This is a genomic window from Enterococcus sp. 7E2_DIV0204 (assembly GCF_002140855.1).
Taxonomy (GTDB): domain Bacteria; phylum Bacillota; class Bacilli; order Lactobacillales; family Enterococcaceae; genus Enterococcus_L; species Enterococcus_L lemimoniae.
This window is the reverse complement of record NZ_NGKY01000001.1, coordinates 315,714-339,284: the sequence shown is the minus strand read 5'-3', so window position 1 is coordinate 339,284 and position 23,571 is coordinate 315,714. Positions and strand designations below refer to the sequence as shown.

24 protein-coding genes and 1 other annotated feature are annotated in these 23,571 nt (G+C 37.3%); all 24 genes read left to right on the top strand.

Annotated elements, in window-relative coordinates:
• Position 1: 1 nt before the first annotated feature.
• The 24 genes from A5819_RS01640 (at position 2) to eno (ending at position 23,212) form a co-directional block, all read left to right on the top strand.
• Positions 2-649: a deoxyribose-phosphate aldolase gene (locus A5819_RS01640; protein WP_086280634.1), complete on the top strand. Its 648-nt coding sequence runs from the start codon at positions 2-4 to the stop codon at positions 647-649.
• 272 nt (positions 650-921) lie between these two features.
• A complete protein-coding gene (locus A5819_RS01635; RefSeq protein WP_086280639.1) occupies positions 922-3,135 on the top strand; it encodes a bifunctional (p)ppGpp synthetase/guanosine-3',5'-bis(diphosphate) 3'-pyrophosphohydrolase in 2,214 nt (737 codons plus the stop codon).
• An 11-nt stretch (positions 3,136-3,146) separates the two neighbouring features.
• Complete coding sequence (dtd, locus tag A5819_RS01630) at positions 3,147-3,593, top strand: D-aminoacyl-tRNA deacylase (protein ID WP_086280640.1); 447 nt, start codon at positions 3,147-3,149, stop codon at positions 3,591-3,593.
• A 124-nt stretch (positions 3,594-3,717) separates the two neighbouring features.
• On the top strand, positions 3,718-4,080 hold the full coding sequence (locus A5819_RS19640; protein WP_254907193.1) for a choline/carnitine O-acyltransferase: 363 nt from the start codon (positions 3,718-3,720) through the stop codon (positions 4,078-4,080).
• Positions 4,028-5,473 (top strand): choline/carnitine O-acyltransferase, encoded by a 1,446-nt coding sequence (locus A5819_RS01625; protein ID WP_254907192.1) that lies wholly within the window; start codon positions 4,028-4,030, stop codon positions 5,471-5,473. The genes A5819_RS19640 and A5819_RS01625 overlap by 53 nt, the downstream gene beginning before the upstream one ends.
• Positions 5,474-5,662: 189 nt before the next feature.
• Entirely contained in the window at positions 5,663-6,367 is a 705-nt protein-coding gene (locus A5819_RS01620; RefSeq protein ID WP_086280642.1) for a metal-binding protein ZinT, read from the top strand.
• Between the two features lie 207 nt (positions 6,368-6,574).
• Positions 6,575-6,940: a dihydroneopterin aldolase gene (gene folB / locus A5819_RS01615; RefSeq protein WP_086280644.1), complete on the top strand. Its 366-nt coding sequence runs from the start codon at positions 6,575-6,577 to the stop codon at positions 6,938-6,940.
• Positions 6,937-7,425 carry a 2-amino-4-hydroxy-6-hydroxymethyldihydropteridine diphosphokinase gene (folK, locus tag A5819_RS01610; protein ID WP_086280645.1) on the top strand — a complete coding sequence of 163 codons (489 nt, stop codon included), beginning with the start codon at positions 6,937-6,939 and terminating at the stop codon, positions 7,423-7,425. Before folB ends, folK begins: the two co-directional genes overlap by 4 nt.
• A gap of 4 nt (positions 7,426-7,429) precedes the next feature.
• Positions 7,430-7,996 (top strand): GTP cyclohydrolase I FolE, encoded by a 567-nt coding sequence (folE, locus tag A5819_RS01605; RefSeq protein ID WP_086280647.1) that lies wholly within the window; start codon positions 7,430-7,432, stop codon positions 7,994-7,996.
• A gap of 12 nt (positions 7,997-8,008) precedes the next feature.
• The gene (locus A5819_RS01600) at positions 8,009-8,605 is read left to right on the top strand and encodes a non-canonical purine NTP pyrophosphatase (protein ID WP_176271336.1); all 597 of its coding nucleotides are present in this window, start codon (positions 8,009-8,011) and stop codon (positions 8,603-8,605) included.
• Positions 8,602-9,405: a dihydropteroate synthase gene (folP, locus tag A5819_RS01595; RefSeq protein ID WP_086280654.1), complete on the top strand. Its 804-nt coding sequence runs from the start codon at positions 8,602-8,604 to the stop codon at positions 9,403-9,405. The genes A5819_RS01600 and folP overlap by 4 nt, the downstream gene beginning before the upstream one ends.
• Before the next feature lie 93 nt (positions 9,406-9,498).
• Positions 9,499-9,706 (top strand) — a binding site (T-box leader).
• Between the two features lie 258 nt (positions 9,707-9,964).
• Entirely contained in the window at positions 9,965-11,266 is a 1,302-nt protein-coding gene (gene hisS, locus A5819_RS01585; RefSeq protein WP_086280659.1) for a histidine--tRNA ligase, read from the top strand.
• Positions 11,267-11,296: 30 nt separating this feature from the next.
• On the top strand, positions 11,297-13,066 hold the full coding sequence (gene aspS, locus A5819_RS01580) for an aspartate--tRNA ligase (protein WP_086280660.1): 1,770 nt from the start codon (positions 11,297-11,299) through the stop codon (positions 13,064-13,066).
• Between the two features lie 153 nt (positions 13,067-13,219).
• Positions 13,220-13,660: a hypothetical protein gene (locus A5819_RS19635; RefSeq protein WP_254907191.1), complete on the top strand. Its 441-nt coding sequence runs from the start codon at positions 13,220-13,222 to the stop codon at positions 13,658-13,660.
• 57 nt (positions 13,661-13,717) lie between these two features.
• The gene (locus tag A5819_RS19630) at positions 13,718-14,134 is read left to right on the top strand and encodes an exo-alpha-sialidase (protein WP_254907190.1); all 417 of its coding nucleotides are present in this window, start codon (positions 13,718-13,720) and stop codon (positions 14,132-14,134) included.
• Between the two features lie 103 nt (positions 14,135-14,237).
• The gene (locus tag A5819_RS19625; RefSeq protein ID WP_254907189.1) at positions 14,238-14,474 is read left to right on the top strand and encodes a hypothetical protein; all 237 of its coding nucleotides are present in this window, start codon (positions 14,238-14,240) and stop codon (positions 14,472-14,474) included.
• Entirely contained in the window at positions 14,437-14,985 is a 549-nt protein-coding gene (locus tag A5819_RS19620) for a hypothetical protein (protein WP_254907188.1), read from the top strand. Before A5819_RS19625 ends, A5819_RS19620 begins: the two co-directional genes overlap by 38 nt.
• A 204-nt stretch (positions 14,986-15,189) precedes the next feature.
• Positions 15,190-15,981 (top strand): ankyrin repeat domain-containing protein, encoded by a 792-nt coding sequence (locus A5819_RS01565; RefSeq protein ID WP_086280663.1) that lies wholly within the window; start codon positions 15,190-15,192, stop codon positions 15,979-15,981.
• A gap of 320 nt (positions 15,982-16,301) precedes the next feature.
• Entirely contained in the window at positions 16,302-17,177 is an 876-nt protein-coding gene (locus A5819_RS01560) for a YitT family protein (protein WP_010764253.1), read from the top strand.
• A gap of 305 nt (positions 17,178-17,482) precedes the next feature.
• Complete coding sequence (locus A5819_RS01555; RefSeq protein WP_086280666.1) at positions 17,483-18,520, top strand: sugar-binding transcriptional regulator; 1,038 nt, start codon at positions 17,483-17,485, stop codon at positions 18,518-18,520.
• 40 nt (positions 18,521-18,560) lie between these two features.
• Entirely contained in the window at positions 18,561-19,562 is a 1,002-nt protein-coding gene (gap, locus tag A5819_RS01550; protein ID WP_086280668.1) for a type I glyceraldehyde-3-phosphate dehydrogenase, read from the top strand.
• A 134-nt stretch (positions 19,563-19,696) separates the two neighbouring features.
• Entirely contained in the window at positions 19,697-20,887 is a 1,191-nt protein-coding gene (gene pgk, locus A5819_RS01545) for a phosphoglycerate kinase (RefSeq protein WP_086280670.1), read from the top strand.
• Positions 20,888-20,999: 112 nt separating this feature from the next.
• Positions 21,000-21,755 carry a triose-phosphate isomerase gene (gene tpiA / locus A5819_RS01540; protein WP_086280673.1) on the top strand — a complete coding sequence of 252 codons (756 nt, stop codon included), beginning with the start codon at positions 21,000-21,002 and terminating at the stop codon, positions 21,753-21,755.
• Positions 21,756-21,913: 158 nt separating this feature from the next.
• Positions 21,914-23,212 carry a phosphopyruvate hydratase gene (eno, locus tag A5819_RS01535; protein ID WP_069661790.1) on the top strand — a complete coding sequence of 433 codons (1,299 nt, stop codon included), beginning with the start codon at positions 21,914-21,916 and terminating at the stop codon, positions 23,210-23,212.
• Positions 23,213-23,571 lie beyond the last annotated feature (359 nt).

Genomic DNA, 23,571 nt, shown 5'->3' with positions numbered 1-23,571 from the left:
TATGGAGTTAGAGTTGCAAAGACTTTCAATTATGTTAATGGATCCGGAACTTACGGATCAACGGTTTACAGAAGAAATCCTGTTCCTGAAGGAGTTTTCTGTGCGTTCTATTTTTGTTTTACCATACAATGTTGCAAGAGCAAAACAGTTATTAACTGGAACTACGATCCAAGTAGGTAGCTTTGTTGATTTTCCGTTAGGCGGTGGAACGCTAGCTAAAAAGGCATTTGAAACAGGACAGTTGTATAGAGATGGGGCAGCAGATGTTTTTGTAACAATGGCACCTGATCAACTAGAAATTTATGGCAATGAAAGTTATCAAGCTTTAGAACAACTATCATTTGGGCGGAATGCTCTGGGATTCTTTTTAGACAGTAGCCACTTGACGGATAGTCAAAAACAAAGATTAACGATGGATCTAGCAGAATTAAAAATCAATGCAATTTCATTAGGATTAAATTTAACGATGGAACAAGCGATTTATGATATGAGTATTTTCCGAACGGGTCGACGAAAACAAATGACCTTTCAAGTTAATGTAAAAGCACCAACGTTACTTGAAATCGAGCTTCTTTTTCAAGCAGGAGCATCTTATATCGGTATTAGCAATGGTCGTGAGATTTTACCGTTGATTTCAAAATGGAGCTAAAATTTGAGGAATTGAAAAACCAGAAAAATGTTAGTATAATAAAAGAGATTGGAAGTGCTACTGTTTCAAGTGGTGCTTTTCTTTTTTTAAAAGATCGATTATTTACATAAATAAAGATAACGGACTCAAAAGTAAAAGGAGTGCCTCTATTCTAGGAAGCGAAGCGACGTAGAGATAGAGGACACTACACTGACGTTTCGATCTCATCAAATTCTAAGTGCTAAAGCACTAAGAGTTGAAGGTCGGACCCAAAAGTAAAAGGAGTGAGAAGCATGCCAAAAGAGGAGATTATGACAGGACCTGGAGTCATTAAGCTCGTGTCAAAATATATGGCGCCTCAACATGTTGCGTTTGTTCAAAAAGCCTGCGATTACGCAGAAAAAGCGCATGAGGGTCAAGTTAGACAGTCAGGTGAACCTTATTTTATCCATCCAATCCAAGTGGCTGGAATTTTAGCTGAATTACGGATGGATCCACATACTGTTGCGACAGGATTTTTACATGATGTAGTAGAAGATACTGACGTAACACTGGAAGATCTAGCAAATGAGTTTGGTGCTGACGTTGCGATGTTAGTGGATGGTGTGACCAAACTTGGTAAAATAAAATATAAATCTCACGAAGAACAATTAGCTGAAAATCACCGGAAAATGTTGTTAGCAATGGCGCAAGATTTACGTGTGATTATGGTGAAATTAGCTGACCGCTTGCACAATATGCGCACATTAAAACATTTGCGGGAAGATAAACAGCGTCGGATTGCACAAGAAACAATCGAAATCTATGCACCGCTTGCCCATCGTTTAGGGATCAGCCGGATCAAGTGGGAATTGGAAGATACCGCACTACGCTATATCAATCCAAATCAATATTACCGAATCGTTAATTTAATGCAAAGTAAAAGAGACGAACGGGAAGCTTATGTTGAAGAAGCTGTGGAAGACATTCGTTTAGCGACAGAAGATTTAGATATTTATGCTGAAATTTATGGACGTCCAAAACATATTTACTCGATTTATCGCAAAATGAAAGATCAGAAAAAACAATTCAATGAAATTTATGATTTATTGGCAATCCGTGTAATCGTTGATTCGATCAAAGATTGTTATGCTGTCTTAGGCGCGATTCACACAAAGTGGACACCAATGCCTGGACGTTTTAAAGACTATATTGCAATGCCAAAAGCTAATATGTATCAATCGATCCATACGACCGTTATCGGACCAAAAGGCAACCCTGTAGAAGTTCAAATCAGGACTCACGAAATGCATCAAATCGCTGAATTTGGGGTTGCGGCTCACTGGGCTTATAAGGAAGGTAAGACTGAAAAAGTCGATGAAGATAATGATACGAAACAATTGAGTTGGTTCCGTGAAATTCTGGAACTGCAAGATGAAAGCTACGATGCTTCTGAATTTATGGAAAGTGTTAAAGGCGATATTTTCAGCGATAAAGTCTATGTTTTCACTCCAACTGGTGAAGTGACCGAATTGCCGAAAGGCTCTGGTCCGTTAGACTTTGCTTATAGTGTGCATACTGAAATCGGGAACAAAACAACGGGTGCCAAAGTCAATGGAAAAATGGTCCAATTGGATTACACACTGAAAAATGGAGATATTATTGAAGTTTTGACCTCGCCAAACTCTTTTGGTCCAAGTCGTGACTGGTTGAAAATGGTTGCGACCAGTAAGGCGCGGAACAAAATCAAACGATTCTTTAAAGTTCAAGATCGTGAAGTCAACATTATCAAAGGTCACGACGCTATCAGTAAGTACTTGATCGAACACGGTTTTACGCCAAAAGAATTTCTAAGTAAAACGAAAATGGCGGAAGCACTAGATCGTTTTAATTTCCAAACAGAAGATGATCTTTATGCGGCTGTCGGTTATGGGGAAATCAGTGCTCAAGTGGTCTTTAATCGTTTAACAGAAAAAGAGCGAAAAGAGCAAGAAATCGAACGCCAAAAACAAGAAGCAGAAGAATTAATGACACAACCTGTCAAAAAAGAATCCGATAAGATGAAAGTTCGTCATGAGGGCGGTATCGTGATTCAAGGTGTTGAAAATCTGCTTGTTCGTATCAGTCGTTGTTGTAATCCTGTTCCTGGGGATGAAATCGTTGGATACATCACAAAAGGCCGCGGGGTTTCAATTCATAGAGCTGATTGTCCTAACGTGCAACATCAAGAAGAACTCGCCCAACGCTTGATTGAAGTGGAATGGGAAGATACTGATAATTCGAATAAAGAGTATGATGCTGATTTAGAGATTTACGGCTATAATCGCAGTGGATTATTGAATGATGTCTTACAAGTCATCAGTTCAATGACTAAAAATTTAGTGAGTGTAGAAGCCAAGCCGACTAAAAATAAAATGGCGATGATCCACGTCACAGTGAAAATCCAAAATCTAGCACATTTAAAAACAATCGTGGATAAAATTAAAAATATACCGGACGTTTATAATGTCCGTCGTACCAATGGCTAGGAGGTATAAATATGAGAGCAGTGATTCAGCGTGTAACACAAGCTGAAGTGGTGATCGAGCAACAAAGCGTTGGGAAAATCGCTCAAGGATTTATGATTTTATTGGGAATCCATGAATCAGATACAATAGATGATGTGGCTTATCTAGTTCGTAAAATCAGTAAACTTCGTGTATTTGAAGATAATGGTGGCAAAATGAATCTAAGTCTACAAGAGATTAATGGGAGTATTTTAAGCGTTTCGCAATTCACCTTGTATGCAGATACGAAAAAAGGCAACCGACCGAGCTTTATAGAAGCAGCTCGACCAGAAGTCGCAATTCCTTTATATGAGCAATTCAATAAACAATTGAAAGAATTGGCGATCCCTGTAGAGACAGGTGAATTTGGAGCTGATATGAAAGTATCATTGATCAACGATGGACCAGTCACGATCATTATTGATACAAAAGATAAATAATAGAAACATCATTCCTGAAGGTATTTACGGGGGAATGATGTTTTTTTTATAAGTTATAAGGAAAGTCACATTAAGATAGAAATGCTTGGTATAATGAAGTATCAAGCGATTGTTGAGGTGTACAATGGAAAAATACAAAGAACAATTACAACCGAAATTAAAAAAACTACCTGTACCGGAACTCTATGAAACCTTAGCTAGACTAAACGAATGGATTAGCCCTCTAGTCACAGCAGAAGAGCTAGCAGCTTTTCAAACAAAAGCGGCAATCTTTAGTACGTCTGTTGGAGCGCAGTTACAAACAGAATTAGTTGAACAAATGGAACAAACCACGGGTAGTTGGTTAGCTCCGTTATGGCAAAAAAGTTATTTAGAAAGTCGTCGACCTTTACAAAGTGAAACAAATTTTGCATTGATTATCAAAGAGGAATATTATGATCAAATCAAAAGAAGCACGAGCCGCTCAGTTGATTTATCAAATGACTAAAATTTATCTAAGTTTAGCTGACGGAACATATCCGATCGAATTTACCAAAAATAATCAACATGTAGATATGTCTTTCTACTTAAATTTTTTCAAAAGCTGTCGAATACCTGGAAATAAGCAGGATTACTTGTATAGAGGAGAAACTCAAACAACTGAAAATTACATCATGATTTTTGTGAATGGCGTTTATTTTCGTTTAGATGTCACTGATGCATCAGGGGAAATCTATCCTTTGGAGCAATTACAAGAAAATCTGAATTATATTCAATCACTGGAGATAATCCCAAAACAAGGAGAAGAGTTGATTTCTTATCTAACTGGAGTTGAAAGAGAGAGTTCTTACGTGCTTTATCAACAACTCAAACAAGAGGAATTCAATCATCAGAACCTGAAACAAATTGAAGCTGCTTTGTTTATTTTAAGCTTTTCAAAGGGTAAAGATGAGTCAAAAGAGGAGCGCATTACCGAAGTTTTATTGAATACGAGCCATCAATTTCTGTCAAAAACAACCCAAGCAGTCATTACTAAAAATGGTCATATCGGTTTTAATATGGAGCATACTGCGATCGATGGTGTACCAACTTTGAACTTACTGACTAAAATAGTTGAATCATTTAATGATCCCGCTATGAAAATAACTACAAAATGTTCTTCTGACCTTGCTAAAAAAATGGAGTGGACTTTGACGAGCCAAATGATCGATAGCTTAGAAGCGGCGCACAAGCTCGTGGAACAAGAAAATGGTTCGTATAGTATCAAACAGCGAGTCATTTCAGCTATAGGAAAAGAACGAATGAAGCAAGCAAAAGTCAGCCCAGATGCTTTTTTCCATATTGCCTTAGCAATCGCACAGCAAAAAGTTTTTGGTAAGCTAAGATCGGTTTATGAACCAGTTGCAATGCGTATGTATTATGAGGGACGAACGGAATCAGCTCGTTCAATCAGCGAAGAGAAAAAGCAATTTGTAGAAGCCTTTTACAATAAAAATAAGCGACAAAACCAAGAAGCGTTAGTCGCATTATTCTTTGAAGCTGCAATGGCGCATTCTAATCGTATTATTCAATGCCAAAACGGTAAAGGTGTGGAGCGCCATCTGTTTGGCTTGCAAAAAATGACAGTGCGTTCCAAAACAGAGACAACTACTTTTACTGCAGAAGTGCCTAAGATTTTAGGTGACGATTTTATCTCTACTACTGGGATTCCTTATAACATTTTAGAATCGTTTAGCTTTGGTCCCGTCAACAAAAGTGGTTTTGGTCTGTATTATGGTATTTTAGAGGAAGAAGTGATTTTAACTATTTCAGCTAAAATAAATCGTGAAAAGGAAGCAAGACAACTGCTAGAAGGAATAGAACAAGCGATGATTGAGTTAACGGATCTTTTAGCCATTTAAAAACGAAAGCAATACTGGAAATAATAACTAAGATGATAAAGAAGTCTTAACATTTGTTGATTTTTTTCTAAAAGGTAATATAAAATGATTTGATTAAATCGTAATCATTGTGTTTTGTTTCGGCTAAAACAGAAAGGAGCTATCAAATAAAGTTGATTTAATCAATAAAATGAAAATGGGAATTCGTCTATGAAAACGGAAAAGAAAAAAAGATATACAGTATTAGGCATTTTTTTATTAGGGGCTATACTGATTAGTGGGTGCACTCAAAATAAGCATCAAGAAATAACAAATAAGAATTCTGAAATCAGTCAGACTCCCAAAGAAGAATCAGTGCCTGATCATCAACATAAGCACACACATGACGGAGAGTTTGAAGAAGAGGACGTTCAAAATAGAACTTTGCAAGATTGGTCTGGTGATTGGCAATCGATTTATCCTTATTTACTTGATGGAACGTTAGATGAAGTACTGAAACATAAGGCGGAAGAGAAAAAAGACAAAAGTTTTGATGAGTATAAAGAGTATTATACAACAGGCTATAAGACAGATACGCAAAGAATCATTGTCGAAGAAAACACAATTGAAATTGTTAAAGGTGAGACATCTCAAAAAGCAGAGTACAAATATGATGGGTATAAAATTTTGACCTACGATTCTGGTAAAAAAGGTGTACGCTATCTATTTAGTACGGTTGATGAAAATAGCGGTGCCCCAAAGCATATTCAATTTAGTGATCATAACATCAAGCCAACGAAAGCTGAGCATTTTCATTTGTATTTTGGAGATGAGAGTCAGGATACGCTATTGAAAGAATTGGAAAATTGGCCAACCTATTATAAGAGTGATTTATCAGGCGCCGATATTGTCCATGATATGTTGCATCATCATTAAGTTTAAAAAAAGAAATGAAGGCAAAATGCTTCATTTCTTTTTTTATTCAATTTGTACTAAAATAAAGCGGCGTATTTCCATTAACTATTGGAATTTTGGTAACAAAATGTCTTAAAAAGCAGAAAGCTAAATTTTTCTGGCTTTTCTATAGTATAATAATGGCAACTGAGTTTATCAGTAATGAAACAGATGAAGGATGGGCGCAAATTGGGAAAAATCAGAATCAATAATATGAAGTTTTACACTAAAAATGGTGTTTTACCAGAAGAACGAATTTTAGGCCAACAGTTGGAAGTTGATGTGGAATTAAGATTATCATTAGATCAAGCTGGCAAAACAGATGATGTGAATGACACCGTTAGTTATGCTGAAGTGAATGATCAAATTGCGCAACGGTTAACCACTCATTCTTATAACTTAATAGAAGCTGTCGCTTCAGCAATTTTAGATGATATTGAAGCAGAACATGGCAAAAAATTAACAAGTGCTCTTGTTCGTGTTAGAAAATATAGTGTACCAATGCCAGGAGTATTTGATAATATCGAAATCGAAATGGAAAGAGACTTCATATGACAATTAGCTATTTAGCTTTAGGGAGTAATTTAGGTGATCGCTTAGAAACGTTGCAAAAAGCCGTTAAATTATTGGATCAAGAACCTGAGATTCAGGTCATTAAAAAATCAAAACTTTATGAAACATTGCCATATGGTGATGTTCCTCAAGAAAACTATTATAATGCTGTAATTCAAATCAATACAACTTATGATCCTCTGCAATTATTAAACAAAACACAGGCAATTGAAAAAAAATTAGGCAGAGAGCGTTTGATCCATTGGGGACCGCGGACGTTAGATATTGATATTTTATTGATGAATGGTGAAAAAATAGCAACAGACCGTTTAACTATTCCACACAAAGAAATGCTTAAACGATCCTTTGTGTTAGTTCCATTAAAAGATGTTTACTCAGAAGAGACATATCAAGGAAAATCGTTTGATCAGTTGATCGCAACTACAGGGAATCAAGCAGAAGTTTGGCTTAGTAAAGAAAGTTGGTAAGAAGATGGATGAAAAACAATTAGCCGTAATTGAGCAGGCAGTAAAACAAATCCTAAGTGCAATTGGAGAAGACCCCGATAGAGCAGGCGTTAAAGATACACCAACTCGAGTAGCTAAAATGTATAAGGAAGTATTTTCTTCATTAAGAGCGCCAGAGTTTGATGATTATGCATTATTTGACAGTCTGAATGAAGACGATATGGTACTAGTCAAAGACATTCAATTTTATTCAATGTGCGAGCATCATCTATTACCGTTTTATGGGAAAGTCCATGTTGCTTATATCCCTGATGCAAGCAAAGTTTTAGGTTTAAGTAAGTTGCCCCGTTTGGTAGAAAATTGTGCCAAACGTCCAAGTGTACAAGAAGACCTAACCATCATGATCGCAAACAAATTAGTTGAACATGTACCTGTTAAAGGTGTGGCTGTAGCAATTGAGGCTGAACACATGTGTATGACGATGCGTGGTGTTAAATCACCTAGTAGCGTAACGAAAACTTTTCATTATCAAGGTGTATTTAAAACCGATAAAGAATGTAAAAATGATTTTTTAAAAGCAATTAAGGCATAAGGAATGAGTAGAATGAAAATCATTGTCGGTACGAATAACCAAGGCAAGCTACAAGAAATGCAGTCCGCCTATCCTCAGGACCAGATTCAGTTTGTTTCATATACCAACTATACGAAAAAAGAGTGTGAGATCGCAGAAACTGGTAAAACATATGCTGAAAATGCACTGATCAAGGCTCGATTTTATGCGGAAATACTTGGAAAACCGGTATTAGCTGATGATGGTGGCTTAGAAATTGAAGCTTTCCCTGAACTCTTAGGCGTTGAGACAGCGCGATTTTTTAAATCTGAGATGACAGACACCCAAAAAAATCGACTGCTTTTTCGTTTATTTGACGAACAAAATACAGTATCACGAGCAATAATTTTACATGCTGTATTGGTTTATGCTTGGCCAAATGGTGAGTATCTTCTTTCAGGAAAAGAGCTCAAAGGAGAATTGACAACAAAAGAAGTAGGCGAAATGGGCTATGGCTTTGATAAAATTTTTTATCTACCAGAAAAACATAAAACCCTTGCTCAGTTACCCAAAGCGCAACGGAATGATCTAAGTCCAAGAGTATCGGCATTGAAGCAATTGGTTGGAAAATTAAAGGAGCAGAAAAGATGATAAAAGAGGGATACTTTACTAAAAAAGAACCCCAAATTATGGGAATCTTAAATGTGACACCTGATTCATTTTCAGATGGCGGCCAATTTAATGAACTAGCTAAAGCAATGGCTCACTGTGAAGAAATGTTGGCAGCAAATGTTGATATCATTGACATTGGTGGCCAATCTACACGTCCAAATTATCAAGAGATTTCAGCGAAAGAAGAAAAGGAAAGAATCTTGCCGATCATACGAGCAGTCAGAAAAAAAACAGACAAACCGATTTCAATCGATACGTATTTTCCAGAAGTTGCCGATGCAGCATTAGCAGCAGGAGCGAATATCATCAATGATATCAAAGGGTTGGATACGAATGGTATGATTGAGATCGCACAAAAATATCCTGATTGTGGTGTGATCATCATGCATTCACGTCCAAGACGTACTGAATTATCAGTAGCTGACGATATTCAACAGTTTTATCAAGAAAAAATAGAACTTTGTCAAAAAGCGGGAATTGATTCAATGCGAATTTGTTTTGATCCAGGAATTGGTTTTGGCAAATCACAAGAAGAAAATATAGAGATCTTAAAACATCCAGAAGCTTTTCGATATCAAGATTATCCGTTGTTGTATGGCGTATCAAGAAAACGAACGATTGCGGCATTGACTAATGAAGCAGACCCAACAGCACGTGACTTCGGCTCGATTGCCGCTTCATTATTTGCTGTCAATAAAGGTATAGAAATCGTTCGAGTTCATCATGTTAAAGGGATGAGAGACACGTTGAATGTGTGGCAGACACTGAGTAGCAAATAATGATTGTTGCTATTTGTTACGGTAGTTAATGAACTGCTCGTTGAAATTCTGCTTGACTTTATTTCCAATCTCTAGTAATTTATAGATACTATAAAAAAATCGATGAAAGAACGAGTAGATTTCAAACTAACTGTAGAAGAGAAAGTTGCCATGGCTGAAAGCAACTTCATTAGAAAGATCGAAAGACATTCTGGAGATGAACGGAGGAAAAGCCGTTCCGTTACGAGCGTTAATCGTTGGAGGAAAGAGCAATCTTTCGAACTTAGGTGGTACCGCGTGTGTCTATTCACTCGCCCTTGTATTTAATACAAGGGCGAGTTTTTGTTGTGAATCACCACGACTGGCTCCGCCAGAGTGGATGATGAACAATACTTGGCGAACGAAGTGAGAGAAGTTTCCGTACTAGGAATCACCAAACCTCGTAATCGAAACAAAAAGCAATGATCAGCGAAGGAAAATTATAATCTAATCTTACAACCAGCTCTAAAGCTACTTCAAACCAATCAAACTTTACCAAAATAGAATACAAACAATGAACAATAAATAGGAGATGAAGAATGTGAGTTATCAAAAACCAAAAGGAACCAATGACTTATTACCAGGAACTTCCGAAAAATGGCAGTTTGTTGAAGAAACAGCACGTTTGATTTTTCGAGACTACCAATATGAAGAAATCCGTACGCCGATTTTTGAACACTATGAAGTCATTTCTCGCAGCGTAGGAGATACAACAGATATCGTGTCAAAAGAAATGTATGACTTTTACGATAAAGGGGATCGTCATGTAACCTTACGTCCAGAGGGAACAGCGCCAATCGTTCGTTCTTTTATTGAAAATAAATTATTTGGCCCTGAATTTGCGAAACCATATAAAACTTATTATATGGGACCAATGTTTCGTTATGAACGTCCTCAAGCAGGTCGTTTGAGACAATTCCATCAAATCGGAGCAGAAGCTTTCGGTAGCGTGGATCCAGCGGTTGATGTTGAAAGTATGGCAATGGCTTTAGACTTTTTCAAACAATTAGGCATCAATCAAATTCGATTAGTGATCAACTCTTTAGGCGATAAAGCGACAAGAAAGGCGTATCGTCAAGCGTTGATTGATTATTTAGAACCAAAAGCAGCTGAATTGAGTGAGGATTCAAAACGTCGTTTGCACGAGAATCCATTGCGTGTATTAGATAGTAAAGATAAAAAAGACCAAGCGATCGTAGCAGAGGCACCCTCGATTTTAGATTATCTTAGCGAGGCATCAAAAGAACATTTTGAAACAGTTAAAACAATGCTAAACGAATTGAATATCCCGTTTGAAGTGGATAGCAATATGGTTCGTGGGCTAGACTATTACACAGATACGATTTTTGAAGTAATGAGTGAAGCACCTGGCATGGGCGCACAAGCAACGATTTGTGCTGGTGGGCGTTATGATGGATTAGTTGAAGAATTAGGAGGACCTGCAACTCCTGGTTTTGGTTTTGCGATGGGAATCGAGCGTATTTTGATTACAATGGAGGCAGAAGGGGTTGCAGTTCCTGTAATCAATGAAATCGATGCTTATGTAGTTGGAATCGGTGAGCAAACAAATATTACATCGCTAAAACTAGTTCAAGCGATTCGTAATTTTGGTTTTTCAGCTGATCGTGATTTTATGGATCGTAAAGCCAAAGCGCAATTTAAAACAGCCGCTAAATTAAACGCCAAACTAGCATTGACATTAGGTGAAACTGAATTAGCAGAAGGCGTTGTAAATGTAAAATCAATGGCCAATCGTAATGAAAAAGCATTTCCACTATCAGATATTTATGAAAGATTCGATGAAGTCTATGATGAAATGATGACCGTGATGTTTGATCAATAAAAAGTAAAAAATGAAGAGGAGCAAAAATCAATGGCAAAAAGAACAGTATACTGTGGAGAAGTTTCTGCAGATTTAGTAGGACAAGTAATTACCTTAAAAGGGTGGGTGCAAAAGCGCCGTGACTTAGGTGGCGTTATTTTTATCGATTTACGTGACCGTGAAGGAATTGCGCAAGTGGTCTTCAATCCAGCCCACTCAAAAGAGGCGTGGGAAATTGCAGATAAATGCCGTAGTGAATATGTAATCGAAATTACTGGTGAGCTAACTTATCGTGACAAAGAAGCAATCAACCCTAAAATGAAAACTGGTGAATTTGAAGTGATGGCAACAGACATCACGATTTTAAATACAGCGAAAACACCACCGTTTTTAATTGAAGATGAAAACAATGTTGGCGATGAAATTCGTATGAAATATCGTTATTTAGATTTACGTCGTCCACAAATGACTGCAAACTTAAAATTACGTCATGAAGTAACAAAATCGATTCGTCATTATTTAGATGATACTGATTTTATCGATATCGAAACACCTTATTTTGGTAAATCAACACCAGAAGGCGCGCGTGACTACTTAGTTCCTTCACGTGTCCATGCAGGTCATTTTTACGCGTTACCACAATCACCACAAATTTTTAAACAATTATTGATGAATGCAGGTTTCGATCGTTATTATCAAATCGTTCGTTGTTTCCGTGATGAAGATCTACGTGGGGACCGTCAACCAGAATTTACCCAAGTTGATTTAGAAACAACCTTCTTGTCTCCAGAAGAAATTCAAACAATGACTGAAGAAATGTTAGCGAAAGTGATGCGTGAAACAAAAGGAATCGAAGTGACGTTACCATTCCCTCGTATCAGCTATGATGAAGCGATGTCACGTTATGGAAGTGACAAACCAGATACACGTTTCGATATGGAATTGATCGATATCGCTGATGTGGTCAAAGATGTTGATTTCAAAGTTTTCCAAATGGCGCTTGAAAATGGCGGACATGTTAAAGCGTTGAACGCTAAAGGCGCAGCAGATAAATATTCTAGAAAAGATATGGATAATCTAGGTACCTATGTAAGTCAATTTGGTGCCAAAGGACTTGCTTGGTTAAAAGTAGAAGAAGATGGTCTAAAAGGACCGATTGCAAAATTCTTAACAGAGGTTTCAGATGACTTGATCAAAGCAACAAATGCTGAGGTTGGCGATATCTTGATGTTTGGTGCAGACAAACCAGAAATCGTTGCGGCTGCTTTGGGCGCTGTTCGTTCTCGCTTAGGGAAAGAATTAGGGTTGATCAATGAGTCTAAATTTAATTTCCTATGGGTTATTGATTGGCCATTATTTGAATATGATGAAGAAGCTGGTCGATACGTTTCTGCTCACCATCCATTCACGCAACCAAAAGAATCTGATATTGAATTACTTTCGACAGATCCAGCAAAAGTCTATGCTGAAGCATATGATATCGTCTTGAACGGTTATGAATTAGGTGGTGGTTCGCTGCGTATTCACAAACGTGATTTACAAGAAAAAATGTTTGAAACACTAGGATTTACGAAAGAATCAGCGCAAGAGCAGTTTGGCTTCTTATTAGATGCTTTAGACTACGGCTTCCCTCCACACGGTGGAATCGCATTAGGTTTAGACCGTTTAGTAATGTTATTAGCGGGTGAAAACAATATTCGTGAAGTGATTGCTTTCCCTAAAAACGGAAAAGCAGCTGATCCAATGACAAGTGCACCAAGTGTGGTTTCACCGTTACAATTATTTGAATTGAACATTGATGTAACTGCGATAGATGAATAAATCTTGACTTAGTCAGAGAATAACGTGCTTTCAATAAACTACCATCGTTTATTGGAAGCTTTTTTCTTATCTCATAAGCGAAAATAGCCCTTTCAATAAAAGAATAGTTCCTCTATAATTTAAATAGGAGATTTGGTTAAAGAAGTGGGGAAATTGAAAAATAAGAATCATATTCTCTTTTTGATGACTGTTGTTGTATTAACCATTTTTGTAGGATTGTCCTTTTATGTGTTTAGACCAACAAGTGTTGAAACATATAATAAGGAAATCAAAGGGCTGCAAGAAGCAGAACAAAACGATTTACATGAGCAAAATGAACCGCCAAAAATGGCTAGTCAAAAGCAAACGGATGTATTAGTCAAGGGGGAATCACTCTATGTTACCTATGACTCAGGTGAGAATTGGGAAGAAGTTCCTGAACGTTTAGAAAATATTCAATTTGGCGAATATACGCCTTCTTATGATAACGAGTTGATGGAAAACAGCTATTTTTTAACAAAAGAAAAAACGTCATTTCTATATAAAGATCTAGGTTTGAAGCTAATACAAACGGTGGATCAAGGGAAAAGGTGGCAAAGATATGAGATTTCCTAAGAAAATGCTAGTATTCGTTTTAGAAAGATCGATTTTTTAAGCAAAGATTTTGGCTATGTGATTTACTCTGGTGGTCGAGTTGCTCGTCAAGAAGGAACAGTAGCGTATTTAACACACGATGGTGGGAAAACTTGGGAAGAAACGGCTAATACCAATCAAACATCATTGGTTCAAGCTGGTGGTTTTGTTGATGAAAATACAGGCTTTTTATCTTTCGGAGCAGCACCTAATGTACAAGTCACAAAAGATGGCGGAGCTAGTTGGAAAGCTGTGACGATTCAGGTGCCGGAAGAGTATAAAGCTATTTTTTTAGTGGCTGAAATGCCAGCTAAATCTGGGGATCAATTAGAACTTTTGCTAAATCAAGGAGAAGTTGGTGACTACAGAGGTGGTTTAGTAAAAGGGAAATTTATTTCAAAAGATAATGGTGAAAATTGGGTGTTTGATCGTGAGGTAAAGGCAGATGAGGAGTAAGACAACAATAAAAAAAATTAGCGGGATCATCTTTTTGATGTTGCTGATTCTATGCTTGCTGTTTTTAGGTGGATTCATGGTTATTTCTTCGAGAGGGTTCGATTTGATTAGTGATTGGCTTCTTTTCGCTGCGATAGTAGGAAGCTTTTTGTTTTTAGGCTTGACGCTACTATGCTTGATCGACCTAGATAAGAAAAGAAAAATTCAGATAATTTGGCTTGAAATCGCGGTGATTATCATAGTAAGTATCCTCTTTGGATTGGTAAAGCCAAAAGAAAAAACAATTATGAGCCTTTCACCAGATGCAAAACAGTTTTTTTTTAGTGAAGGAAACAAGTAATGATCATGCATTATACTATTTCAATAATTATTATCTAGTGGTTGCACGCTTAAAAGAAAAACTACCTGTTGGGGAGGTCACGGATTATCAACTAACGTGGCTAACGAATGAAACCTGTGTTTTGGTGTATCGTTCAAAAGACCAAGCCTTACATCAATATATTGGCACATATGGTGGACGAAAAATAGCCTATTCTTATGTGTTATCAAATTTGACAGGTTCTTGGGTATCAAAAGATGGAAGGACCAGTTTAACGTCTAGCGGGGCAACAGGAGTTGTGATCCAAGCGAACGGGGAAGTAGAAAAATATCCATTCGAGCAAGCCAAGCAATTTGGAACCACTGCCTTAGCTTTAAACGATGGTAAGAATGCTAAATGGTCGATTAGTTTAAACTCGGAAAATGAGTATAACGATCAAGGAGACTTACTTAAAAATGTTCAGACAAAAATCATTCTATTAAAGGCTGGACTTGACGAGCCACAAAAAGTCGAGTTGTATTTTAAACAATAGACGAAATAAAAAATGGGAGAGTGGGTAAAAATACTGCTCCCATTTTTTTATTTCGTTTATTTATAATCACTCGCCATGTCTTTGGATAAAATGAAAATAAGCACTGAAAATAATAGTTACAAAGTCTATTTAGTAGACAACGTTTATAATTTGTTTATATTTATCTTTTATACTAACTGTAAACGTAGTTAAAGGAGGAGCGCTATGACTAAAATGCTATTCCAAAAGATATCAGTCCTGTTTTTTACTTTAATTTTTTTTTCGGCGTGCCAACCTAAAACAGCTGATACAAAACAATCGGTAAAGGAGAGTACAAGTATGACAACTGAAAAAAGTAGTACAAGTCAAACAAATGAATCAGAAACAGTTTCAACGAGTAGCACACAACAAGCCAATCAAACCTTTCCAGCTGGGACATTGATTCAAGCAGTGACAGAAAATGATGCTGCCAAAGTAGGAACAATACTTCAAGACAAGAACTACCTGATCGATGAAGTGAATGATAAAGGTGAAACACCACTACTGATTGCAACCCATGAAAACTTTATCGACATTGCTAAACAACTGATCGATGCAGGCGCCGATATAAATGTGCAAGATCAAATTTCAGATAGTCCATATCTTTATGCTGGAGCCCAAGGAAAAACAGAAATTTTAGCATACATGCTGGACAAACAAGTGCCAGATCAACAAAAAGTGAATCGCTTTGGTGGGAACGCTTTGATTCCAGCAGCTGAAAAAGGTCATCTTGAAAATGTGAAATTGCTTTTAAAAGATGGTCGAGCTGCTATTGATCATCAAAATAATTATGGATATACAGCGTTGATTGAAGCAGTTGCGTTAACAGACGGATCTGAAATCTATCAACAAATCGTCAAAGTTTTGTTAGAAGGTGGAGCCGATAAGACATCGAAAGATAACACTGGACGAACAGCTGAAGACTATGCTAGAAGTTTAGGCTATAAAGAAATGTTGAATACACTTCGTTCATATTAATAGTGACCAAACAGCAGTGGCTTAATCCTCTGCTGTTTTTGAATTGTTTAAAATGTTTCAGGAAATTGCTCTAATTCTATGTGTCGCATGATCATTCCTCATTTCATTATTGTTTTGTACAATTCGATAATAACTGAAGAGACTAGGTTCCGTAAGCGCTCTTCTTTGATGTGCAACGTATTGCAAGATGATGAAACGGCCAAATTAAAATGAAAAAATCGCAATACTTTTCTTCTATTTAAGCGATAGTGCTTTTTTTCTTACCCTAAAGCACGTATAATGAGAATCAAATGAATCAAGTAAAGTGAGGCTATTTCTACATGAAAAAATTCTTCGAAAGTTTACCTGTCCATGATTACACGACAAAACTTTCAGTATCGATCGTTTATGCGATCTTGGCATCCGTTGCGATGAACTTCTTTTATCAACCAGGTAATATTTATTCCAGTGGGATTACTGGATTAGCGCAGATTTTGACGACCTTATCAACAAAAGTCGTAGGTTTTAAAGTCCCTGTCTCGATTACCTTATATGCGCTGAACATTCCATTATTTTTTGTTGCTTGGCGTAAAATCGGGAAAAAATTTACAGTCTTTACTTTTTTGACCGTGACCTTAACATCGATTTTTATGCAAATCGTGCCTCAAACCGTTCTTTCTAATGATCCGATTATTTGTGCGATTTTTGGTGGAGCAGTGATGGGGTCTGGTATTGGTTTTGCATTGAAAAATGGCTTATCTTCAGGTGGTCTAGATATTTTTAGTATTACGATCCGTAAGAAAACGGGTCGCTCTGTGGGTTCGATTTCGATGTACTTTAACGGCTTGATCATTTTTGTTGCAGGATACTTGTTTGGTTGGCAATATATGTTTTACAGTGCTTTGTCGATTTTTGTAAGCGGAAAAGTGACAGATGCAGTTTATACCAAACAAAAGAAGATGCAAGTTATGATCATTACAAAGAATCCAGATGCCGTGATCGATGGGATTCAGCAGAAAATGAGACGTGGGATCACGATTATCCATGAAGCGGAAGGTGCATACCGTCATGATAAGCAGACATTACTTTTAACTGTTGTCACACGCTATGAATTACCATCTTTGGAATCGGCGATGAAAGAATCTGATCCATCTGCTTTTGTAAGTATTTCTGATAATGTAAAAATTCTTGGTCGCTTTTATGAAGAGGACCTTTAAAAGCTATAGGCAAAAAATCCAGACGAGTGCTGGATTTTTTTAGTTCCATAGAACCACAGAAAAGGTAAACAGACATAAAGGAAGACTATTTTTAAAGAATAGACGGAGCATTTCAAAAAAATAATCTCTTTTTCTTGAAAAAAAGAATGAAAACTGGTAAACTATATTTGTAAGATTGAGGGACGCTTTTAAGACTGTTAAAGAACTTAACAATGAAAAAGAAGAACGTCAATCCTATTTTTTTAAAGTTCATAGGTCGTTTTAAGTCTAACTTGGACGTTTTTAGACCAACGAAGGAGCGCATCATGCTAAATGAATTGAAAATGATTGAAGCAGTTGCTCCAGATTTGCTCGATGTAATGCAGGAAAGATTTCATATTCTTCGTAATATTTACTGGATGCAGCCTATTGGACGCCGAAGTCTATCTGACAGTATGGGGATTACAGAACGAGTCTTGAGAACTGAGACAGATTTTTTAAAAAACCTACAACTGATAGAAACTTCAAAAAGCGGTATGACATTAACCGAAAAAGGCTTAGAAGTCTACCAAGGATTAGAATCAGTGATGAATCAATTGCTTGGCATGCATCAAGTCGAAAAAGAGATCAGTCAATACTTTGGTATCAAGCGCTGTATCGTAGTTGCTGGTAATAGTGATAATCAAGAGAAAGTACTTTATGAATTTGGCGATATTTTGACTGATTCATTAGATTTGATTTTACCTGATGGTGAGAACATTATTGCTGTAATGGGTGGTACGACGATGGCGATGACTGCAGAGCATATGGGATCGTTAGAGACAGAAAAACGACATAATCTATTTGTTCCAGCTCGTGGCGGGATCGGTGAAGCAATGACCGTTCAAGCGAACTCAGTAAGTGCTGTGATGGCAAGTAAGACTGGTGGACATCATAGAGCATTATATGTTCCAGAGCAATTAAGTCTTGAAACATATAACTCTTTATTACAGGAACCAACGATTCAAGAAGTACTGAATCTGATCGAACAAAGCAATTGTGTTGTTCATAGTATCGGTCGTGCGTTGCATATGGCGGCACGCCGTAAAATGTCAGATGATGAAATGGTCATGTTGAAGCAAAATAATGCTGTAGCAGAGTCTTTCGGATATTTCTTTGATGAAGAGGGCGAAGTGGTCTATAAGATCCCACGAATTGGACTTCAATTGAAAGATGTTCAAAAAATTCCCAATGTCGTTGCAATCGCAGGTGGTAAATCAAAAGCCAAAGCGATTCGGGCATATATGAAAAATGCACCAAAACAAACGTGGCTCATCACAGATGAAGCTGCTGCAAATGAGATTTTAAAAGGGGTAACCCTTTAAAATAAAAAAATTTTTGATTTTCATAAGGAGGAAATCTTTAATGACAGTTAAAGTAGGTATTAATGGATTTGGACGTATCGGACGCTTAGCATTCCGTCGTATCCAAGATGTAGCAGGAATCGAAGTAGTAGCAATCAACGATTTAACAGATGCTAAAATGTTAGCTCACTTGTTAAAATATGACACAACTCAAGGACGTTTCAACGGAACAGTTGAAGTTCACGAAGGTTCTTTCAACGTTAATGGTAAAGAAGTTAAAGTTTTAGCTAACCGTAACCCAGAAGAATTACCATGGGGCGAATTAGGCGTAGACATCGTTCTTGAATGTACTGGATTCTTCACTTCAAAAGAAAAAGCTGAATTACACTTAAAAGCTGGTGCTAAACGTGTTGTTATCTCTGCTCCAGGCGGAAATGACGTACCAACAATCGTTTACAACACTAACCACGATATCTTAACAGGTAAAGAAACAGTTATCTCAGGTGCTTCATGTACGACTAACTGTTTAGCTCCTATGGCTAAAGCTTTACAAGATAACTTTGGTGTTGTTGAAGGTCTTATGACTACAATCCACGCTTACACAGGTGACCAAATGACTCTTGATGGACCACACCCTGGTGGAGACTTCCGTCGTGCACGTGCTGCAGCAGAAAACATCGTACCTAACACTACTGGTGCTGCTAAAGCAATTGGTCTAGTTATCCCTGAATTAAACGGTAAATTAGATGGAGCTGCTCAACGTGTTCCTGTAGCAACTGGTTCATTAACTGAATTAGTAACAGTTCTTGACAAAAAAGTAACTGTTGAAGAAGTAAACGAAGTAATGGCAAAAGCTGCTAACGAATCTTACGGATACAACGAAGATCAAATCGTATCTTCTGACATCGTAGGTATGACTTTCGGTTCATTATTCGATGCTACTCAAACTAAAGTAATGACTGTTGGCGATCAACAATTAGTGAAAACTGTTGCTTGGTATGACAACGAAATGTCTTATACTGCACAATTAGTTCGTACTTTAGAGTACTTCGCTAACTTATAAGAATCACTCTTATCATTAGTGAAATTTGAACAACTGTGAAATAATAAGCGGGGAAGCATCGCGCTTCCTCGCTTTTTTATAAGGTCAAGAAAATCATTCTTTTCAAAAATAAAATTAGATAGGGGTAACTTTTAATGGCTAAAAAGACTATCAAAGATGTAGACTTAAAAGACAAAAAAGTTCTTGTACGTGTTGACTTTAACGTCCCTTTGAAAGATGGCGTGATCACAAACGATAACCGTATCGTTGCAGCACTTCCAACAATCAAATACGTAATCGAAAATGGCGGGAAAGCAATTTTATTCTCTCATTTAGGTCGTGTGAAAACAGAAGAAGATAAAGCGGGCAAAACATTAAAACCAGTAGCAGAACGTTTAGGCGAATTATTGGGCAAACCAGTAACATTCGTTCCTGAAACTCGCGGAACTGAATTAGAAACAGCTGTTAACAACATGAAAGACGGCGACGTTTTAGTGTTTGAAAACACACGTTTTGAAGATATCGACGGTAAAAAAGAGAGCGGCAATGATGCTGAATTAGGTAAATACTGGGCTTCTTTAGGCGATGTATTTGTCAATGATGCATTTGGTACGGCTCACCGTGCGCACGCTTCTAACGTAGGAATTGCGTCAACTGGTATTCCAACCGTTGCTGGGTTCTTAATGGAAAAAGAAATCAAATTCGTTGGTGAAGCAGTGACTGCACCTAAACGTCCATTTGTAGCTATCTTAGGTGGCGCAAAAGTTTCTGATAAAATCGGTGTGATCGAAAACTTGATCTCTAAAGCAGATAAAATTCTTATCGGCGGCGGAATGACTTATACATTCTACAAAGCTAAAGGCATGAATATCGGAAACTCTTTAGTAGAAGAAGATAAAGTAGCGTTAGCAAAAGAATTAATCGAAAAAGCTGGTGACAAATTAGTCTTACCAATTGATTCAATCACAGCAGCAGAATTCTCAAATGATGTACCAACAGAAGAACATACTGGTGATGTTCCAAATGGTCAAATGGGTCTTGACATTGGACCTGAAACAATTGCTTTATTTGCACAAGAATTAGCTGGTGCTAAAACAGTCGTTTGGAACGGACCAATGGGCGTATTCGAAATGAGTAACTTTGCTAAAGGGACAATCGGTGTTTGTGAAGCAATCGCTAACTTAGCAGACGCAACAACAATCATTGGCGGCGGCGATTCAGCTGCAGCAGCAATCCAATTAGGCTTTGCTGATAAATTCACTCACATTTCAACAGGTGGGGGCGCAAGCTTAGAATTACTAGAAGGTAAAGAATTACCAGGATTAGCGGCAATCAACGATAAGTAAAAAAGTTGAACAAGCCCATTTAGATCTTCAGTAACACTGAAAAGATCTGGCTTGTGAAACTGGATTGGTTCGACCAATCCATACCACAAAAAAGAAAAGGATGTGCTTTTCCATGCGTAAACCAATCATTGCTGGTAACTGGAAAATGAACAAAACTTTAGCAGAAGCGCAAAGCTTTGCTGAAGCAGTAAAAAATGCTGTTCCATCAAAAGATGTTGTTGATTCAGTTATTGGATCTCCTGCATTATTTTTAGCACCTTTAGCTTGGAACCTTAAAGATTCTGACGTTCAATTATCTGCACAAAACTGCTACTGGGAAAACTCAGGCGCATTTACTGGTGAAAATTCACCAGCAGCTATTGCAGACTTAGGGATTCAATATGTAATCATCGGTCACTCTGAACGTCGTGAGTATTTCCACGAAACAGACGAAGACATCAACAAAAAAGCCAAAGCGATTTTTGCAAACAACATGACACCAATCTTCTGTTGTGGTGAATCTTTAGAAACATACGAAGCAGGCAAAACTGCTGAATGGATCGAAGGTCAAATCACAAATGGTTTAGTTGGTTTATCTAATGAGCAAGTATCATCAATGGTCATTGCTTATGAACCAATCTGGGCAATCGGAACTGGTAAATCTGCTGATGCGAATATTGCGGATGAGATCTGTGGTGTTGTACGTTCAACAGTTGAAAAATTATACGGTAAAGAAGTATCAGAAGCTGTACGTATCCAATACGGCGGTTCTGTAAAACCTGAAAATATTGCTGAATATATGGCAAAAGAAAACGTTGATGGTGCTTTAGTTGGCGGAGCGAGTCTTGAAGCTGTCTCATTCTTAGCTTTACTTGATGCTGTTAAATAATTACGTCTTATAACAATATACGCAATTAATTGAAGTTTCATTGAATAATCTATGAATTATGCAAAAAATGTTTGCATAGCGCGCGTTTATTCACTACAATCATAATTAAGGGAATCGAATCCCCTTAGTATAAAACAAACTCAAAGGAGAGACAAAACATGTCAATTATTACTGATGTTTATGCACGCGAAGTCTTAGACTCACGCGGTAACCCAACAATCGAAGTAGAAGTATACACTGAAAGCGGAGCTTTTGGTCGTGGAATGGTTCCATCTGGTGCTTCAACTGGTGAATACGAAGCAGTTGAATTACGTGATGGCGACAAATCTCGTTACTTAGGTAAAGGGGTTGTTAAAGCAGTTGACAACGTTAATAACATCATCGCTGAAGCAATCATTGGCTACGATGTACGTGACCAAATGGCTATCGACAAAGCAATGATCGAATTAGATGGAACTCCTAACAAAGGTAAATTAGGCGCAAACGCTATTCTTGGTGTTTCAATCGCTGTAGCTCGTGCCGCTGCTGATTACCTAGAAGTACCTTTATACCACTACTTAGGTGGATTCAATACGAAAGTATTGCCAACTCCAATGATGAACATCATCAATGGTGGATCTCATGCTGACAACAGTATCGACTTCCAAGAATTCATGATCATGCCTGTAGGCGCTCCTACATTCAAAGAAGCTTTACGCTATGGTGCTGAAGTATTCCACGCATTAGCTGGAATCTTAAAAGCGCGCGGTTTAGCTACTTCTGTAGGTGACGAAGGTGGATTCGCTCCTAACCTTGGTTCTAACGAAGAAGGTTTTGAAGTAATCATCGAAGCAATTGAAAAAGCTGGCTATGTACCTGGTAAAGATATCGTTCTTGCTATGGATGCTGCTTCTTCTGAATTCTACGACAAAGAAAAAGGCGTTTACGTTTTAGCTGATTCAGGTGAAGGCGAAAAAACAACTGAAGAAATGATCGCATTCTACGAAGAATTATGTGCGAAATACCCAATCATCTCAATTGAAGATGGATTAGATGAAAATGACTGGGATGGTTTCAAAAAATTAACTGTTGCTTTAGGCGACAAAGTTCAATTAGTTGGTGACGATTTATTCGTTACAAACACAACTAAATTAGCTGAAGGTATCGAAAAAGGTATCGCTAACTCAATCCTTATCAAAGTTAACCAAATCGGTACGTTAACTGAAACATTCGAAGCAATCGAAATGGCGAAAGAAGCTGGTTACACTGCAGTTGTATCTCACCGTTCAGGTGAAACAGAAGATTCAACAATCTCTGATATCGCTGTTGCAACAAATGCTGGTCAAATCAAAACTGGTTCTCTAAGCCGTACTGACCGTATTGCAAAATATAACCAATTATTACGTATCGAAGACCAATTAGGCGAAGTTGCTGAATACAAAGGTTTGAAATCTTTCTACAACTTAAAAAACAAATAATAAATTCTTTGGTATAAAAGGGTTTCTTATGATTACTTGTTAAGTAATCTGTTTTGAAAGTATTAGGTAGACCAATAGTTACGTACTATGCAAAAGAATGTATTGCTAACTTGAATTTTCTTCTAATTAGCAGTACTGGATAGTTGATGTAGTGCGGACTATAACCAACAATCATTATTGAATACCATTCTTTCTCTAATTAAGAGAAAGGATGGTATTTTTTCTGCATGCAGAAATGATAGATGAATACCTGTTAGATTTCAAGGTTCATAATTTATCTAAGTATACTATCGAGTCATATAAATCTCAGTTGAAGAAAATTATTTTAAAATATCAATAGAGGGGAAAGAAGACTCATA